Below are 17273 nucleotides of genomic sequence, written 5' to 3'. Positions count from 1 at the left end.
GCACGTGGTCCGGGCTACGTGCCGGTTTCGAGCGTCGTGGCATTGACGTTGATTGCGCGCCCGGCAAACCAGCCATTGATGGCGGCGCCAAGACCAAGCAGGACGAACAGAACCGAACACCAGGCAAAACTTCCCGTCCAACCGTGGATCATCCCGACGACGAGCGGTCCGATTGCGGCAAGCAGGTAGCCTATGAACTGCGCCATGCCGGAAAGATGCGCGGCAACATGCGGGTCGGGCGAGCGCAGCACGATCACGGTCAGCGCCACCGCAATCAGCCCTCCCTGCCCGATACCCTGGAGCACGGCCCAGAACCATATCGTCCAGAGCGGCGCAAACAGCAGGCCCAGCAGCGCCGCAACCGCGACCGCGCAAAGAATGACATTGATGGCCCGCTGGTCCTTGCCCCTAACGGCGATGTGAGGTGCGACAAGACACGAAGCCGCCTGCACCATGACTGAAGCCGACACGATTGCGCCGGCCGTCACGCCATCGAGACCGCGCTCGCGCAGAATTGGTACCAGCCAGCCGAAGACGCAATAGGCGAGCGCCGATTGCAGCCCCATGAAGAGCGTTACCTGCCAGGCGATGGCATCAGTCCATAGGCCTGTGACGCGAAAGCCGCTGCGCCGCGCTTGGCTGCGCGCTCCGATCACCTGCGGCAGCCACAGAAACCCGACCACGAGGGCCGGCAAGGCCCAGGCCGCAAGCGCGCCGCCGAGCGACCCGCCAAGAATATGCTCGATCGGAAGCGTGAGCCCGGCCGCACTCGCCGCGCCCGCGCACAGCGCCATCGTGTAACAACCCGTCATCAAGGCCGCCTTGTCCGGAAAATCACGCTTGACCACGCCCGGCAAGAGAACATTGCCGATCGCTATGCAGGCGCCGGTCAACGCCGTCCCGAAGAACAGCAGGGAGACAGAGGAAATTCCGCGCAGCGCCGTGCCGAGCGCAAGCAGGAGGATCACGCCGAGCAGGACGCGCTCAGTCCCCATTCTCTGCGCCAGTCTTGGCGCGAGCGGCGAGAACAGGCCCATGCAGACGACGGGCAATGTGGTGAGGATGCTGGTGCCGAATGCCGAAAGACCAAGCCCGTTTCGGATTTCGGGCAATAGCGCCGATGCGCTCGAAAAGACCGGCCTGAGATTGAAGGCTATCAGCACGAGGCTTGCACCGAGAAGAAACCTGCCGATTGGCGATTTTCCCCGATGCGGCTGCGGCGAAGGGACTTCGTCAGCCTCGGCATCGATTAGTTCAATAGAGACGGAATTCTGCGAAGGCGCGGTCATGACATCAGCAGCCGATCGAGAGTGGCGACAACCGGAGCCATGAAGCGGCGTACGGCAGAGCCGGCCGCTTCCGGATCACCTGTTTCAATGGCGTCGACGATTGCGACATGCGCTTGCATATCCGGCTCAGGAAGATCCTCGCCGAGCGTTGCCTCGATGGTCTCGGCTATCGACACGGAAAAGAATTCGTAGATCTCGATCATCGCACTGTTCTGCGACGCCGCGATCACCGCCTTGTGGAAGGCGAGGTCGCGCTCGATGAATGCGATCTTGTCTCCACCATCATAGTTTCCTCTGGCCTTCAACAGCGCGCGCAGTTGTGAAATCACCTCCGGCGTCTGACGCAAAGCGGCCAGCCGCGCGGCCTCGACGTCGAGGGCCAAACGCGCTTCGAACTGATCCCGGAGCCCCGCCCGGCGCGCCATGTCGAAAGGGCGACCGAGATTGGTCGTCGAGCGTACATAGGTGCCGGAGCCCTGTCGTGTCTCGATATAACCCTGAGACGCCAGAACCCTGACTGCCTCGCGGATTGTGCCACGGCTGACGGAAAGCATGGACGAGAGAGAAGCCTCGTTGGGCAATTTCTCGCCGACATGCCATCGCCTTGCAATGATTTCGCCGCGGATTGCTTCGACCGCGGTTTCGGCGAGCGTGGTTTTGGTCAGGGCGCGCATGATCACATCTCATCAAGTCATCAGATGACTTTATGACTAATCGACTAGCGACGTGCCGTCAACAAGTGTTCTGGCCCATGCCAGGTCGGCGGATAAGGAAAACGCTTGTGCGCCTATCCGCGCCGCCTGGCGCCATCAAAGAAGAGCAGCATGGCAAGCCCGACCACGCCGGCAACCGCTCCAATAACAGCCGTTCCCGAATAGCTGCTCATGCCCGTTCCGAGCGCGAAGAGAAGCGCGCTGAGGCCGGCACTCAGGAAAATATTGACCGATATGAGGGCGCTGCCAAGCCCTGGGCGCTCTGCGATCAGATCCTGCAGATAGGTAATGGGAATGCTGATGAGAGCGGCCGCTCCGATGCCGCTGATAAGGGTCAGCGCATAGACGTGCCAGGGCGCCGATGCCAGCCCGAGCAGCAGTAGGTAAACGACATAGATGACCGCGCCGATGGCCAGGGCCGTCACATGGCTCATGATCCGTTGGGCGCGTCCCCACACGACGATGGATATGACTTCGAGAAACGCGACAATCCCGACGAGCACGCCGATATCGGTGACGGAGCCATGAGCCGCACCGGTGACGATGAGCGGCAGAATAGTGTCGTTGACGTGAAGTGTACTCGTGATCAGCGCCACCGCGATCACGCGCACGAGGACCGGTGGCGAGATGACCTCGCCGAGTGCTGCAAGATAGGAAAGATGGCGCGTCGCCGCCTTGTCGGTGCCGTTCTGGCGCGGAAGAAAAGCCGCGATCAGTCCAAAGCAGACCGCGCAGGCCAGACCCGCGAAAAGATAGGCAGGCAGCATGGTTCTGGAATTTGCGAGCAGCGCGCCGATAATGCCGGGCACGAGAACCCAGGATAGAGAAATCATCGCCCGGACGCCCGAGTTGACGGTCGCCACGTCGTTACGCTCCATTCCCTTGGTCGCGACCCTGACATTGGCAAAGAGCAGTGAGTTGAGGGAACCGTAGACGGGCAGGAACAACAACGCACTGAGAATGAAGGTCGCCTGCGCCGGAACGACATAGACGGCCCCATAACCCAGAATGCCGAAAATGGCGACCGTCAGCATCATCGTGCGGTATTCACCAAGCCTGTCCGCCAGATTTCCGAGGAGGATGCTGACGGTAACGTTCACTGCGGCCGCAGAAAAGATCAGCACCGAATACAGCCCATTGCTCAGGCCGAGCTCGCGAATACCCACGACGGACTGATAAGGCGATGTCGCAGCTCCGGCAAAGCCGAAGGCAAAGATGGCAAGCATGCTCACCCGGATCGTCGGGTCGCGGAATACTTCGGGAATGAGGCGGGTCATCGGTTGTGTCGAAGGTCTGTCAAATCACCCGTCTTCCGGGTGAGCGGGGTTTTAGCAGGTTTGAGCCCGACGGAAACCTGCTAAAACAAAATATTAGCTGCGCTGGCGATGCCGCGTATTGGGAGCTAGATCAAAGGATGCCTCGCCAGAAGCCTGATGGCAATTGACGGCTCTTGTGCATCTGGCTCCGATGCCGGGGCGCGGCTTGATGGACGTGATCAGTTCGCAAGGAAAACATAGCGGGCTGTATAGGGTTCAAGATGCATCGCGCCCTGTTGGTCGCATGCGCCGGAGAATACGCCGCCCTTTGTGTCCAGACGCTGCACTGCCGTCACCTTTGACAACACTCCATCACCCCGATGTTCGACGACATCGAGCCTCAGAATTGCGATGTCGTTCTGTGTGGCACCCGGAGCCTGGCTCGCGACCTTGCCTTTGATGGAGCTGCCATCGGCAAACTCCCAACCGGGACCCGCAAAATGGCGCCCGACGGTCGTGCCGTCTTGTAGCAAAGTCGCCAGCGGCTCGCGGAACTGCCAGCTCATCTTATTATCAGTGCCGGTTTTGCACTCGTAGATCTGAACGCCTTCGGCATGCACGGTTGCAACTGTCGTTGCGTCTTTGACCTCTATATTCCCGGGGAGGTCGGCAGCGTTGGCTCGCTGAGAGTTGGCCGAAATAATTGCTGTGACCGCCAGACAAAACGCGAATAGGCCGATGGGAAGAAGCTTCACCCTCGGAAGTCGTTTACCGAGCGGGATTGCATGCTCCGAAATAGGGGGCTCTCCATTTTCAATTGTGGCGACGCTAGATCTGCTAAAATATGGAATCTGCATGATATGCTCATACTCCTCGTTCATCCCAGGCAAGTCGGGTTCGCCGGTCGCGAATAAGTGCTCTTTTTAATTAATCGGCCCATTCCGGATCGGTTGTGAAGGCGATCGTAAGCCAGCGATCGGGACTTTCATCGCCGATCGCTTCACCGATCTCGTCGCGGATATGGTCCCATTCCTCCAGCTTTTTTGCCGGTCCGTTCTTCGGCACGATGAAATAGAGTTCGATCTGCTTGCCGCGACCGACGCGCGCGACATAGGAGCGGTAGGATTCGAAATTGTAGCGGTGCACGACATCGGCGGCGACGCGGTCGACATGCTCTTTCAGATCCGCTGGCGTGACGAGCAGGATGTCGGCAAATGCCTGCTTGATGGTTCCGGCTGGCATGGGGATGACGATGACGCAGACAAGAGCCAGCGCCACCGGATCGACATAGGGCGACATCCATTGCAGGCTCGTCCCTTGGATGAGAAAGCCAAAGATGAAGGCGACGAGCAGCGCGGCACTCAGGCTGCCCGTCATCACCCAGGCCTTGGCGTCCAGCGCAACGAAATTGGACTTGAATATCCGGTTTGCTCTCCTGTCATATGCCGCCATGAAAAAGGCGATGATCATCGTCAGCACCGCATAGATGATGGCATGATCGAAGGAGAGAGGCCGGCCACCGGCCATGATGCTGCCGATCGCGTTGATCAGCGCATAGATCGCGGCTCCCGTCAGCAGGATGCCATTGAGGCCGAGAACCATGGGCTCCAGATGCCAGAAGCCCATTGTGAAATGCTTGACGAACCTACCGGCGGATGCACTGTTCGATGCCGAGGATACGATCAGATTGGAGACGATCAGAGCAACGATCGTCATGCTCGCATCCGTCAAGGCGTAGACGCCATCGAAGACGATCGCATAGGAGCCGGACAGAAGGCCGAAGATAATACCTGCCGCCGCGAGGAGAAGCGTCACGATGATGGAGATACGCAGGACGCTTTGTTCGGTGGTCACCATTCGATCCTCCGGATGGATACCCAGGATAGGCTTCTAACAATGACATATATACGGTGTACTCTCATCGTGACATGCAACTGAGCTAATCGGTTCGAAGGGCATCGTAAACTTAACGGCAAAAAGGCGCGACCATGAAGCCGGCCCCTTTTGTCTGTCATGCCCGGGCGATTTTCGCCCACAGGTTCATCGCCGCTGTGCGCAGTTCTCGATGATGGCTGGAGGAGATGTCGTGGCGCGGGATGTGGAACAGGTTGGCAATCGGGTCATGGATAGAGACGAAGCGTTGTAGGTGTCGCTGTGACTTGAAGCGCTTCATCCCGACAGGAACTATTCAAGTCAGCGCCCGTTACGTCTCAACACAGCAAAGGAGAGACGGCATGGGCCTATTACTTATAATAATCATATTGGTTGTAATCTTCGGCGGCGGTGGCGGCTATTATGCACATCGGTCCTATGGCGGAAGAGGTGTCGGAGGTATCTTTGGACTCATCGTAATCATCCTGCTCGTTCTTTGGCTGCTGGGCGGGCTTCACGGTTTTGGTGGAGGTCCAGCACCCGTCTAGTAAAGAGGCGTCGTGTCTGAAATCAATGGCGGGGCGCAGCCTAAGCGAAGGAAATATCTGGAGCTGATCCTCAAACTCAACGCTCGCGATAGACAAACTCGGTGCGGGCGGTCGGAAACGACAATATCGACGCCCCCTGCTCAAGGACCGTCCACACATCCTCGGCCGCCCGGCCTCCGTCACGTCGCAATCGAGTTCGGCCAGCATGGCGGCACCCACTATCCGGATCAGGTCGCTGTCTTCGATGAGCAGGACGCGCCGCCGGATTTAGCTTGTCGGCCGCGCTTCTTCCGGCGCACTCATCCGCAGGCTTTTGGCGGGGTCAGCCTGCTGGCGGTGTTGAGGACGTGCCAAAATTCTCAATTCACATTGGAACATGGCGGCCGCGCCCTAATTGGGATTCGAATTCGAAAAAGGAAAACATAATGACCACGATCACATATTACGTCGGCGAGCACGACGGTGGTGACGGGTATCGCCTGAGAGATGTCTGGTCGGAGACCTTCTCCGACCACGACGCGGCTCTTGTCGCCGCCAAGTCCGCGGCTCAACGGCAGCATGTCGAAGGGCGCGACGCGGAGATCTCCTATCAGCTTGTGGATGGTCGCTGGCAGACGGAGCATGCCGACGGGGGCGATCGCCCGGACACGGAGGCCGTTGACGACGGCAAGGGACCGGCATCATAAGCGCGCTGATCGGATCCTGCCTTTGCGGAAAATACGGATCGCGGCCAGCCGACACGGATCGGCATCTGCCATTGCACGGATTGCCGGCAGGAAGGTGGATCCGCATTCGGCTACTTCGCTGTTTGGCCGTCAAGCGCGTTCCAGGGGCGTTACCACGGAATTTGTCGGCCAGTACCAGATGAGTGGTAACTCCCCCTGTGGTCGGACACGGTTTGGTCGGTCTCCGCAGTCCATGCCCCGGACGGCGCAATGAAGCAGCTTAATTCTCCTGTTATCTTGATCGCGCTGACTTAGGGCGCCGGTTGAAAGATGAAACGCTCCCCTAACTTCAATCGTGTCATGCGGTGACGAAGGGAGAATTTCTTGTCAGTACGTATTGAGGACTATGCGTTAATCGGAGACTGTGAAACTGCAGCACTCGTATCCCGAGATGGATCGATCGACTGGCTATGCTTCCCCCGCTTTGACTCGCCTGCCTGCTTTGCAGCCTTGCTTGGCAACGAGGAGAACGGTCGTTGGGCGATCTCGCCAACGCAGAAGCCTTACAGCGTTAGCCGCAGATATCGCGAGGATACGCTTATCCTAGAAACGGAGTTCGAGACAGAAACCGGCACAGCAATTCTTCGTGATTTCATGCCACCACGCGACGGAACAAGCGATATCATTCGCATCGTCGAAGGTAAGAGCGGGGTGGTCGTCTTCGATTTCGAATTCGTCCTTCGCTTCGATTATGGTCGGACCGTACCGTGGGTTACAGCCAATGACGATGGAACTATCACCGCGATTGCTGGCCCCGACATGGTTGTCCTGACTTCGCCCGTAGCCCTCAAGGGAGAAGACCTCCGAACAATCGCTTCGTTCACAGTGTCGGAAGGAGAGCGTTTGGTTTTTACGATGACCTATTGTCCTTCGTATCTGCCGCAGCCAACTGCAAAGATCGTTGAGACCGCGCTGCAGGACACGGAAAACTTCTGGCGCGATTTTGCCAGGCGCTGCCCGGAGGTCGGGCACTGGACACAACAGGTCAAACGCTCATTGATCACGTTAAAGGCGCTGACCTACTTGCCGACGGGCGGCATCGTCGCGGCCGTCACCACCTCGTTGCCCGAAAAGATAGGGGGCCCGCGGAATTGGGACTATCGCTACTGTTGGCTTCGCGACGCGACGCTCACACTCCTCGCTCTGATGAAGCTCGGTTACTATGACGAAGCACGCGCATGGAGAGATTGGCTGTTGCGTGCCGTTGCCGGCGATCCGGCCCAAATGCAAATCATGTATGGCGTGGCTGGTGAGCGCAACCTGATGGAATGGGAAGCGTCCTGGTTGCCCGGCTATGGGGGCTCCTTACCAGTGCGGATCGGAAACGCGGCGGCCGAGCAGTTTCAACTGGATGTTTACGGCGAGGTTGCCGATGCCATGGCACAGGCGCGAAAGGGAGGATTGCCGCCTCATCCAAGGGGGCGCGCGTTGAGTGCGGCGCTTATGCCTTTTCTGGAGAACGCCTGGCGAGAACCTGACGAAGGCATTTGGGAAGTCCGCGGTCAACGGCAGCATTTCACTTATTCAAAGGTGATGGCCTGGGTCGCATTCGATCGGTCGGCGCAGCTGGCGATAGATGCCGGGGAGCAAAAGGATGCAGAACGTTGGCAGACTATCGCGGACGAGATCCATGCCGAAGTGTGCGAGAAGGCCTTCGATTCAAGGCTCGGTAGCTTTGTTCAGGCCTATGGATCCACATCACTGGACGCCAGTTTGCTCCAGATCGGCCTTGTCGGCTTCCTGCCGCCGGGCGATCCTCGCTACGTCGGGACTGTGGAGGCGATCGAACGCAGGTTGATGCGCGATGGCCTAGTCCTGCGATATGAAACCAGCGAAGTTGACGATGGTCTTCCTCTTGGAGAGGGTGCATTTCTGGCATGCAGCTTTTGGCTTGCCGACGCGCTTACGCTAATCGGTAGACAGCACGACGCGCGTGATCTTTTCGAGCGGCTCCTGTCTCTGCGCAATGATGTCGGTCTGCTATCGGAGGAATATGATCCCGTCGGGCAGCGTATGCTTGGCAATTTTCCACAAGCATTCAGCCACGTCGGCCTGATAAACACCGCGCTGAACCTTGCCCGGTGGAAAGGTCCCGCAGAAGAGCGTGCAGAGACGTGATAGCCGAACTTAAAATCCGCGCTCTTGACAGGATTCGAACCGGAGATCTTGGTTGGCGTTTGGTATCGGCGCAAAATAGCGATGTGATTTCAGCCATTTGGAAGATTTGTGTTTGGTAACCAGAATTATGGTTCCTACGGCTGCGGAGACGCGCATCAGTCCGCGATTGTCCAGTTTGAGATGCGGCGCTGGCTGAGGTCTGATGGCACCACGATGCTGACTTTCGGGGATATTATGGCCGAAGGCGACGCGTTTCATCGCCTAGCACCACGGCGGCAGAGTGTTATGTTCCCGACAGCAACTCAGTTCTCTTTGCTCAAGAATCGTCGAAACCAGGCGCCTGCATTGCGGTTTTTGCGTAATTCTCTGACTGGACGACAGACGCCTCCTGCTGAAGAAGCCGCACCAGCAGTGCGACTGGACGGCATAGGCTTCACGGGCCATCGGGAGATCCTGCAAGGGTTTCGCCGAACTCAGAGGGAACCATGATGCGGTATAAGGGGTGGATTTTGTTGCCCTTTGCCAAGGCGCGGTCGCCCGTACCCAGGTTGAAGTCATCGGGATTGAGGAATTCGCGCCAGGGATGCGTGTGGCAGCCCGCAAAAACAAAAACATACGCCCGATCTTCATCTTTCGGCGGCCCGGCAGCAACGGCGTCAGGCGACGCGGACTGATACACGGATATCCGACATCACTGATCAGACCCGGGCTGTATGATATGCGCCTTGAACAACCGCCTCAGTTCTGCACTCTCACCGTTGCGAATTGCTTCGATCATTTCAAAATGCTCCCTTGATGAGAGGCGCGCACGCGCCATGTCCGGCCACTGCGACATCGGAGAGGCTGGAACGTAGCCACGTAAATCAATGATGAGCTTGACCAGTTCGCGGTTGGTGCAGAGGCCCGCGAGGGCCACATGGAACATCTGGTTCGACTCGTAGCGATCCGCTACGCTGCCGCTCTCAACGGCGTGATCGAAACGCTTCGCGAACTCCAGAAGTTCATCAAGCTTCTCTCCATTGGCATTCTCCATGATGCTGTCGACCATCGACATTTCGAGAGTGACGCGTATCTCTCTCAGTTCTCGCTGCCGCCGTTCGTCGGGTTCGGCAACGTAAAACCCCCGTTCGGGGATTTGCTCGACCAGCCGTCGTTGCAACAAGATCTCCAATGCGCGCCGCACATCAGCACGCGAGGCTCGATATCGTCTTTCAACATCGACCTGCTTCAGCCAGGTTCCAGTACTTAACGCGCCGGAACGGATGTCCCTTGCCATGATCTCCGCCACCTCGTCCGAGCGGCGTACCTTGGTATTCTCTACGATCATGATTTCCAATCACTAGGGATTTCACGGTTGATATCAACTTATCAGCCTTCGATGAACTTACCATCTTGCCAGCCCTAATTTTAGATGTATTTTTAGATCCAATATTACATCCAAAATAAGAACTGAGATATTATGCAGCCGATTTCAGACATCCCGCGAGCAACAGCCAAGCTTGAGCTCAGCCCTTTGTCTCTCTATGAGCGGGGAGCAACGACTGTCGTCGCCTTGTCCAATGATTCACGCTTCAGCTATTGTCTCTATATTCCCGAGCGTGGCGATAACGCCGAGCGATCGCTGCTTTGCGTCATCCATGGTAGCTATCGGAACTTCCCCGCTCACCGCGACCAGTTCAAGGATTTCGCGGACGCAAACAATTGCCTGATCCTGGCACCATTGTTTCCAGCCAATGTGCTGGGCGACGGCAATCTCGATGGCTTCAAGTATATGGTCGAGGGCGACATCCGCTACGATCAGGTCTTGCAGAGTATGGTCGCGCAAGTCTCGGCGCGGTACGGAATCGACGGCTCCCGTTTTGGTCTGGTCGGGTTTTCCGGCGGCGCGCATTTCGCCCATCGTTTCCTTCTGCTGCAGCCTGAACGACTATGGGGTGTATCGGTCGGGGCGCCTGGGTCCGTCACCCTTCTTGATCGTCAGCGCGACTGGTGGCCAGGCGTTCGGGATATTGAACAGAGATTCGGCACCGCTATCGATCCGCAACGCCTGGCAGAGGTGCCAATCCAACTCATCGTCGGAGATGCCGACCTCGACACGACCGAGATTGTTCATCGTCCCGGAGGACCCTATTGGACCGAGGGTGCGAATGACGCAGGCGCGACGCGCCCGGATCGGCTGCGTGCGCTGGAGCACTCGCTCGCCGACGCCGGTGCGCAGGTCACGTTCGATCTGCTTCCCGGCGTGGGACATGAGGCGGAGCCCATATTCACTGCTGCACAATCCTTTCTGGCCCGGAGTCTCGACGCCTACAGAAAACATGCCGCCTTCCATCGCAAATCATAAAATTCACACAAAAAAGGGGAACTTCGATATGCGATCCAGAATACGGAAAATCATTCCTTTCCTGATCCTCGCGCCGGTCTTGCCTGTTGCAACTTCCGCCGCCGCCAGCCAAGCAAAAATCGCCTTGACAGCGGATATCCTGAGCACGAATCCGGGTGTCAACCGCGACGATAATACCGATGGCGTCATGCTCAACATCGTTGAGGGCCTCGTCGGTTATGGAGAAGGCGGCACGGTCAAGCCGCTGCTTGCAAAGTCGGTCGACATTTCCGGCGATGGGCTGATCTATACGTTTAAGCTGAGGGAAGGTGTGACATTCCAGAACGGCGCTGCCTTTACATCCGCCGACGTCCTGTGGAACTGGAAGCGCTACACAGATCCAGCGACCAAGTGGCGGTGCCTTCCCGACGTCAACGGCACCAACGGCCTCAAGGTCACATCTGTGGAAGCGTCCGATGCCAAAACAGTAGTCATGCATCTGGACAAGCCGAGCGCGTTGTTTCTCGACACATTGGCGCGCACCGATTGCGGTGGGACCGGCATGCTGAGCAGCGCCTCGCTCAATGCCGACGGAAGCTGGAACAAGCCGATCGGTACCGGACCCTTCGAACTGGTGGATTGGAAGAAGGGGCAATCCATTAGTCTCAAGAAATTCGACGGTTACAAGTCTCCCGATGGAACCGGTTTCGACGGCTATGTCGGGGACAAGACGCCCCATGTCGACAGCGCCACATTCGTCGTGGTGCCGGACGCCTCGACGGTGAAGGCCGCCCTGCTCTCCGGCGACGTAGATGTCGCCCAGGCTTTGACCTCCGACGTCTCCGAACTGAAGAATGCCAAGGGCATCGTTGTGCTGACGCCAAGCGACGCATCCAAGCATGCACTACTGTTTCAGACCAACGATCCCTTGTTCAAGGACGTCAAGTTCCGGCAGGCAATCGCCGCCGCTTTGGATATCACGCAGCTTGTAGGTTTTGCCTCGGACGGACTTTCAGAGCCGAGCAACTCCGCGGTCTTTGGAGCATCGCCCTATAACGACGGCGAGCAGAAAAAGGCGTTTCAGTATGATCCGCAGAAAGCAAAAGAGCTGCTGGCGCAAAGCAGCTACAAGGGCGAGACCATCAAGCTGATCGCCAACAAGCGCGCGCCGATGCCGAGCTCGCAGGTCGCACTTGTCACCCAATCCATGTTGCAAGCCGCCGGCATCAAGGTCGAAATCGAGATTCTCGAATGGGCAACCCAGCTCGAGAAATACAATTCCGGTGACTATCAGATGATGTCGTTTTCCTACTCGTCACGCCTCGACCCCGCTTTGAGCTTCGAGCAATTTGCCGGCGACAAGACAAAACAGCCGCGTAAGGTTTGGGACAATCCCACCGCCCTCTCGTTGATCGACAAAGCAAAGATCGTCACCGATCCGGCAAAGCGCCAACAGCTCTTCGACCAGCTCCATGAGATGATGCTTGCGGATGCACCGCTGATCATCCTCTATAACGGCCTGACGGCATGGGCACATCGCGACCGAGTACAGAACTTCAAGCCTTGGGAAGGCAAACCGCGTCTCTGGGGCATGATGGTCACCCTGTAAGATCGGTCAGGTCGTCGGAGAACGGATATGTTTCGCTATTTCCTGCAGCGGCTCCTGTGGTCGGTGCCGACTGTGCTGCTTGTTGCAGTCGGCGTCTTCGCGCTGATGCGCTTGATTCCCGGCGATCCGGCGCTTCTCATCCTGGGTGATCGTGCCACACCGGAGACATTGAGCGCCTTGCGGGGCCAACTCGGCCTCGACCAGAACCTCTCCGTCCAGTTTATCCTTTGGCTGAAGAACGCCGTACAAGGCGACCTCGGCCATTCCATCCTGACCGGTGAAGCGGTTCTGCCGCTGATCATCGAACGTTTTCAGGTCAGTTTCGAGATCATCCTACCGGCGGTCGCGATCGCCGGGTTAATTGCCGTACCACTTGGCACCATCGCCGCATGGCGACAGAACGGCGCGATCGATATTCTCACGATCGCCGGAGCAACCCTGCTGCTCTCCATCCCGACATTCTGGATGGGATTGCTTCTTCTGCTCTTCTTCGGCATGCGGCTCGGATGGTTTCCCGTTGTCGGCTATATCTCCATCTCCGATAACTGGCTCGCCGGGCTTGTCTACCTGGTGATGCCCATTTCGACGCTGGTCATCCATGAAGTCGGCAGCATCGTCCGCATGGCCCGCGCCTCGACGCTGGAAATCCTGCGTCTGGATTATGTCACCCATGCTCGCGCCAAGGGGCTTTCGGAAACACAGGTGCTCCTGCACCACGTTTTCCGCAACGCCTTCGGTCCAACCTGGACTCTGCTGGGGCTGATCCTTGGCAATCTGCTCGGTGGCATCGCCATCGTCGAGACAATCTTCACCATCCCCGGCCTCGGCCGCTTGCTTGTCGATGCGATTTTCGCCCGGGACTATCCGGTCATTCAGGGCTGCCTATTGTGCATTGCGCTGTTCTACGTCGCCATCAATCTTCTCATCGACTTCGTCTATCCACTCTTTGATCCGAGGGTCGCGGTATCGTGAAGCTGCGTTTCAATCTACTAGCCGGCGGCTTCATTATGGCAGTCGTCGCAACCGCTGCCCTGACCGCACTCATCTGGACGCCTCATGACCCTCTTGCTCTCGGCTTTGCGACACGGCTGAAGGCGCCGGGAGGAGCTTACTTGCTGGGAACAGATGAGTTCGGCCGCGACCTGCTGAGCAGGCTCATGGCGGGTGCCGGCCCCTCGCTTGGCATCAGTCTTCTCACGGTGCTGACCGCACTGGCGATCGGTACGACGTTTGGCGTCACGAGCGGCTATTGGAGAGGATGGCCGGATCGGTTGCTGATGATGCTCAACGATGCACTCATGGCCTTTCCCGGCATCCTGCTGGCACTCGGACTTCTCGCGATCCTCGGCGCCAATGTCCGGGGTATCGTGCTCGCTCTCGGCCTCGCCTTCACTCCAGCGGTAACGCGCATCGTGCGCGGGACGGTCATCTCGGTTCGCGAGAAGGAATTCATCGACGCTTCACGCATCATGGGGAATTCGGAACTCTATACCCTTCTGCGGCACGTTCTGCCGAACTGCCTCGCGCCGCTGATCGTCCTTGCGACCTCCATGCTCGGTTGGTCACTGCTTGCTGAAAGCGCCTTGAGCTTTCTAGGTCTCGGCGTCGCGCCGCCAGCCCCAACCTGGGGCAACATGCTTTCCGCCAGCCGAACCTTCCTGTCTCAAGCGCCATGGCTCGGAATCTTTCCCGGTCTAGCGATCTCCCTCACCCTGCTCGCCATGAACCTGCTCGGCGACGGGCTGCGCGATATCCTCGATCCCCGTATGAAAGGTCTTTAGATGACAAGTCTCCTGGAGATCGACAGACTGACGCTCACGGCGCCAAATTCCCGAGCAGTGCTCGTGAATGGCTGCACCCTTTCGCTTGGCCGCGGTGAAATCGTCGGCATCGTCGGCGAATCCGGATCCGGCAAGACGATGATTGCCAAATCGATCCTCGGCCTTTTGCCGCCTGGTGTCGAGCAGACCGGCGGCAAAGTCATCCTGAACGGCAAGGATATGGCCCGTCTATCCCAAAGAGAGCTTCGATCGGTTCGCGGTGCATCGGTCGGTATGATCTTCCAGGAACCGATGACGTCACTCAACCCGTCCATGACGATCGGACGACAATTGCAAGAAGGATTACGCCTTCACCGGCGGTATTCGCAGGATGAGCGGCGGGCGCGCATCATTAGTATACTTGCGAGGGTCGGCATTAGGGAGCCCAAGGCCGCGCTTGACCGCTATCAGCATCAGTTCTCCGGCGGCATGCGCCAGAGAATGATGATCGCATCGGCGATGCTGCTCGAACCCGCACTTCTGATCGCCGACGAACCGACAACGGCTCTCGATGCGCTCATTCAGAAGGATGTCCTTGAATTGATGATCGAGTTGGCGCGCGAAAAGGATACCGCCATTCTGCTGGTGAGCCACGATCTAGCGATGATTTCTCGCTATACCGAACGTACGATCGTCATGGCCCGGGGGGAGATCGTCGAAGCCGGACGGACAGCGGATGTGATGGTACGCCCAACACACCCCTATACGGCCAAGCTGCTGGCCTCCACTCCGAAGCGCAATTCGACACGTCGAGTGGATAGCCAGATGCCGATTATCGACATCCAGGATTTGGCTGTCGACTATCGCACGTCAGGCGGGTTTTCCTGGCGACCGGTTTCCAAACGGGCCGTCGAAAACATCAATCTCAGCGTCTACCCTGGTGAGGTAGTTGCGATCGTCGGAGAGTCAGGTTCGGGGAAAACGACGGTCGGCAGGACGGCGGTCGGCCTTCTCCAGCCTTCGTCGGGAAAACTGCTATTCGAAGGCGCGCCGGTTAAGCGCACTGGTACGAACTACCGCAACTATCGCCGCAATTGCCAGATGGTGTTTCAGGATCCCTATTCTTCGCTTGATCCCCGAATGACGATTGGTGCGCTGGTGGGGGAGCCACTGCGGATGATCAAGGCCGTCACGGCTGCAGAAAAGCGCAAACGCGTGCTGGCGATGCTAAGTGAGGTCGGCTTGGCGCCCGAATTTGCCGACCGCCTTCCACATCAGCTATCAGGAGGTCAGCGCCAGCGGATTGCGATCGCAAGGGCACTGATTGGCCGGCCCAAATTCATCGTCGCTGATGAACCGGTCTCAGCCCTCGACGTTACCGTCCGCACGCAGGTGCTCGATCTGTTCAATCGACTGCAGCAGCAATACGGGTTTTCCTGCCTGTTCATTAGCCACGATCTCGACGTGGTCGAGGCAGTCGCCGACCGCGTCATCGTCATGCGATCCGGTGAGATCGTCGAAACCGGCGAGACCAACGCCGTCTTCCATCAGCCGCAGCATGAATATACGCGACGGCTGCTGCAGGCCCGATGAAGCGCGTGTGCTCAGCGCCAAACGGCCCCGTGAATTGAGACTTTCAACTGCATCATTCCATTGAGTCGGCAAATTTCGAACGATAGCGGCAATTGTCGCTGTTGAACCAATTCGAACATGGGCCCAGCAATTTCTCCGAATTGCACACGACGCCTTATGGAGGCAGAAATCGAGCATAGATTTCGTCACCAAATGGTGCTATTTTATGCGCCTAAAAAGGAAACACGTGATGCGATCAACTATCAATCTCGACGACGCACTAATGGACAAGGCGAGATCATTGACTGGCACTCAGGAAACAGCGGCGCTCGTCCGCCAGGCATTGGAGACGCTTGTTCGTGTCGAGTCCGGAAAGCGCCTCGTCGCGCTCGGAGGAACCATGCCCAATGCCGAGGCAGCACCGCGCCGTCGGAGCACAGCGGTCAAGTGATACTAGCGGATACCTCGATCTGGATTGATCATTTTCGCCATGGCGACACCGAGTTGCGGAGGATTATTGAAGAGGACCGTTTACTTTGCCACCCGGTCGTGATCGGCGAGCTCGCGCTTGGCAGCCTTCGAGATCGCGGCAGTGTGATTACTTTTCTGACGGCCCAGCGCGGCGCGGTCGTCGCTACACACGACGAAGTCATGATCATGATCGACCGACATGGCATTTTCAGCATGGGCGTTGGCTACACCGATGCCCACTTGCTGGCGTCCGTTCTCTTTGACCAGCGCGCGGCCTTGTGGACCAGAGATAAGCGGCTACGCGCAGTGGCCGAGAAGGCAGGCGCCTCACTGCACATACCGATCAATGCGCCCCATTAAATACCGATGTCGTACGTCCAAAAGGCTTCGGATAGGTTTTCAAATCCTTGATCTTGAAAGGATTAGAACCCGCGATTCCCGTGCACCAGGCTACTAAGCCCCAGACATATAGATGATAGTTTTCCCCGACATCCAACATGCCGATGTTCAGGGGCTGGTGATAAATCCGGAATGAGTTGAGCTCGCCCAGAGCGAAAGAAGCCGCTTGTCACTTTCCATTTAATTTCGAGAATCCAGACTCAACGATGTCAGGACGTTACCCGATCACTTAATTTGATGGGGTGGAGCGGCCTCCCAACGGCGTCTAGCATCGCTGTTGTGAGAAACACGGGAAAGGAGCCATTCCATGAATCAGATTGTTACAATCGGACTCGACCTTGCCAAAAATATCTTCCAGATTCACGGCATCGACGCTTGCGGCAAGGTAGTCGTTCGTAAGCCATTGCGCCGTGGGGAGTTGCTGAAATTCTTCGCTGGCCTTCATCCCTGCCTCATCGGCATCGAGGCGTGTGCGACAGCTCATCATTGGGTGTCGTTTGGCAGTTAATCGTAAGACTCTCTCTGCAATAGTTTCAATAAGATAGCCCGGCACTTAAAGTGAGATTGGGCAGTTAATGTGAGATTTTCTTTTGGATTTCGGCACTTAATGTGAGAACC

At 57.7% G+C, this 17273-nt stretch carries 17 protein-coding genes and 2 pseudogenes; 11 read left to right on the top strand and 8 right to left on the bottom strand.

The genetic code is table 11. The features are described 5' to 3' along the window. Positions 1-14: 14 nt before the first annotated feature. The 6 genes and pseudogenes from JTP94_RS15980 to JTP94_RS15955 all read right to left on the bottom strand — a co-directional run. Entirely contained in the window at positions 15-1289 is a 1275-nt protein-coding gene (locus JTP94_RS15980; protein ID WP_204851472.1) for an MFS transporter, read from the bottom strand. After that, entirely contained in the window at positions 1286-1963 is a 678-nt protein-coding gene (locus JTP94_RS15975; RefSeq protein ID WP_204851471.1) for a FadR/GntR family transcriptional regulator, read from the bottom strand. The genes JTP94_RS15980 and JTP94_RS15975 overlap by 4 nt, the downstream gene beginning before the upstream one ends. Positions 1964-2076: 113 nt before the next feature. Then, entirely contained in the window at positions 2077-3279 is a 1203-nt protein-coding gene (locus JTP94_RS15970; protein ID WP_204851470.1) for an MFS transporter, read from the bottom strand. 218 nt (positions 3280-3497) lie between these two features. Next, positions 3498-4139, bottom strand: coding sequence for a DUF3455 domain-containing protein (locus JTP94_RS15965; protein ID WP_246755015.1), 642 nt, complete (start codon positions 4137-4139; stop codon positions 3498-3500). 46 nt (positions 4140-4185) lie between these two features. Beyond that, positions 4186-5115: a cation diffusion facilitator family transporter gene (locus JTP94_RS15960; RefSeq protein ID WP_204851469.1), complete on the bottom strand. Its 930-nt coding sequence runs from the start codon at positions 5113-5115 to the stop codon at positions 4186-4188. A 154-nt stretch (positions 5116-5269) separates the two neighbouring features. Continuing rightward, positions 5270-5431, bottom strand: a pseudogene (locus tag JTP94_RS15955) (IS6 family transposase); the annotation flags it as partial. Between the two features lie 672 nt (positions 5432-6103). Between JTP94_RS15955 and JTP94_RS15950 the strand changes: the two are divergent. From JTP94_RS15950 to JTP94_RS15940, 3 genes are all read left to right on the top strand, one after another. Continuing rightward, positions 6104-6364: a hypothetical protein gene (locus JTP94_RS15950; protein WP_204851468.1), complete on the top strand. Its 261-nt coding sequence runs from the start codon at positions 6104-6106 to the stop codon at positions 6362-6364. A gap of 57 nt (positions 6365-6421) precedes the next feature. Next, entirely contained in the window at positions 6422-6553 is a 132-nt protein-coding gene (locus JTP94_RS36055; RefSeq protein ID WP_349010727.1) for a GFA family protein, read from the top strand. Positions 6554-6727: 174 nt separating this feature from the next. Then, positions 6728-8521 (top strand): glycoside hydrolase family 15 protein, encoded by a 1794-nt coding sequence (locus tag JTP94_RS15940; RefSeq protein ID WP_204851467.1) that lies wholly within the window; start codon positions 6728-6730, stop codon positions 8519-8521. 433 nt (positions 8522-8954) lie between these two features. Here the strand turns inward: JTP94_RS15940 and JTP94_RS35930 are convergent, their stop codons facing one another. Further along, a complete protein-coding gene (locus tag JTP94_RS35930; RefSeq protein WP_204851466.1) occupies positions 8955-9200 on the bottom strand; it encodes a type IV toxin-antitoxin system AbiEi family antitoxin domain-containing protein in 246 nt (81 codons plus the stop codon). A gap of 12 nt (positions 9201-9212) precedes the next feature. Next, positions 9213-9848 (bottom strand): GntR family transcriptional regulator, encoded by a 636-nt coding sequence (locus JTP94_RS15930; protein ID WP_204851465.1) that lies wholly within the window; start codon positions 9846-9848, stop codon positions 9213-9215. A gap of 132 nt (positions 9849-9980) precedes the next feature. Between JTP94_RS15930 and JTP94_RS15925 the strand changes: the two genes are divergently transcribed. The 8 genes and pseudogenes from JTP94_RS15925 to JTP94_RS15890 all read left to right on the top strand — a co-directional run. Beyond that, complete coding sequence (locus JTP94_RS15925; protein WP_204851464.1) at positions 9981-10865, top strand: alpha/beta hydrolase; 885 nt, start codon at positions 9981-9983, stop codon at positions 10863-10865. A gap of 28 nt (positions 10866-10893) precedes the next feature. Next, positions 10894-12453, top strand: a complete 1560-nt coding sequence (locus JTP94_RS15920; protein WP_204851463.1) for an ABC transporter substrate-binding protein — start codon at positions 10894-10896, stop codon at positions 12451-12453. 27 nt (positions 12454-12480) lie between these two features. Then, positions 12481-13425, top strand: a complete 945-nt coding sequence (locus tag JTP94_RS15915) for an ABC transporter permease (RefSeq protein ID WP_204851462.1) — start codon at positions 12481-12483, stop codon at positions 13423-13425. Continuing rightward, entirely contained in the window at positions 13419-14234 is an 816-nt protein-coding gene (locus JTP94_RS15910) for an ABC transporter permease (RefSeq protein ID WP_204852295.1), read from the top strand. Before JTP94_RS15915 ends, JTP94_RS15910 begins: the two co-directional genes overlap by 7 nt. Then, the gene (locus JTP94_RS15905; RefSeq protein WP_204851461.1) at positions 14235-15806 is read left to right on the top strand and encodes an ABC transporter ATP-binding protein; all 1572 of its coding nucleotides are present in this window, start codon (positions 14235-14237) and stop codon (positions 15804-15806) included. It abuts the gene before it with no gap. A 229-nt stretch (positions 15807-16035) separates the two neighbouring features. Beyond that, positions 16036-16236, top strand: coding sequence for a type II toxin-antitoxin system VapB family antitoxin (locus tag JTP94_RS15900; protein WP_204851460.1), 201 nt, complete (start codon positions 16036-16038; stop codon positions 16234-16236). Then, complete coding sequence (locus tag JTP94_RS15895; RefSeq protein WP_204851459.1) at positions 16233-16616, top strand: type II toxin-antitoxin system VapC family toxin; 384 nt, start codon at positions 16233-16235, stop codon at positions 16614-16616. Before JTP94_RS15900 ends, JTP94_RS15895 begins: the two co-directional genes overlap by 4 nt. Positions 16617-16962: 346 nt before the next feature. After that, positions 16963-17145, top strand: a pseudogene (locus JTP94_RS15890) (IS110 family transposase); the annotation flags it as partial. Positions 17146-17273: the final 128 nt, after the last annotated feature.

The sequence above is a fragment of the Martinezella lusitana genome (assembly GCF_016901135.1).
Lineage (GTDB): Bacteria > Pseudomonadota > Alphaproteobacteria > Rhizobiales > Rhizobiaceae > Rhizobium > Rhizobium lusitanum_D.
This window is presented reverse-complemented; position numbering and strand designations above follow the sequence as displayed.

What these genes read in the sequence shown, in the direction of transcription:
- JTP94_RS15980 (WP_204851472.1), bottom strand. Translation starts at nt 1,289, where the DNA reads ATGACCGCGCCTTCGCAGAATTCCGTCTCTATTGAACTAATCGATGCC.
- JTP94_RS15975 (WP_204851471.1), bottom strand. Translation starts at nt 1,963, where the DNA reads ATGCGCGCCCTGACCAAAACCACGCTCGCCGAAACCGCGGTCGAAGCA.
- JTP94_RS15970 (WP_204851470.1), bottom strand. Translation starts at nt 3,279, where the DNA reads ATGACCCGCCTCATTCCCGAAGTATTCCGCGACCCGACGATCCGGGTG.
- JTP94_RS15965 (WP_246755015.1), bottom strand. Translation starts at nt 4,139, where the DNA reads ATGAACGAGGAGTATGAGCATATCATGCAGATTCCATATTTTAGCAGA.
- JTP94_RS15960 (WP_204851469.1), bottom strand. Translation starts at nt 5,115, where the DNA reads ATGGTGACCACCGAACAAAGCGTCCTGCGTATCTCCATCATCGTGACG.
- JTP94_RS15950 (WP_204851468.1), top strand. Translation starts at nt 6,104, where the DNA reads ATGACCACGATCACATATTACGTCGGCGAGCACGACGGTGGTGACGGG.
- JTP94_RS15930 (WP_204851465.1), bottom strand. Translation starts at nt 9,848, where the DNA reads ATGATCGTAGAGAATACCAAGGTACGCCGCTCGGACGAGGTGGCGGAG.
- JTP94_RS15925 (WP_204851464.1), top strand. Translation starts at nt 9,981, where the DNA reads ATGCAGCCGATTTCAGACATCCCGCGAGCAACAGCCAAGCTTGAGCTC.
- JTP94_RS15920 (WP_204851463.1), top strand. Translation starts at nt 10,894, where the DNA reads ATGCGATCCAGAATACGGAAAATCATTCCTTTCCTGATCCTCGCGCCG.
- JTP94_RS15915 (WP_204851462.1), top strand. Translation starts at nt 12,481, where the DNA reads ATGTTTCGCTATTTCCTGCAGCGGCTCCTGTGGTCGGTGCCGACTGTG.
- JTP94_RS15905 (WP_204851461.1), top strand. Translation starts at nt 14,235, where the DNA reads ATGACAAGTCTCCTGGAGATCGACAGACTGACGCTCACGGCGCCAAAT.
- JTP94_RS15900 (WP_204851460.1), top strand. Translation starts at nt 16,036, where the DNA reads ATGCGATCAACTATCAATCTCGACGACGCACTAATGGACAAGGCGAGA.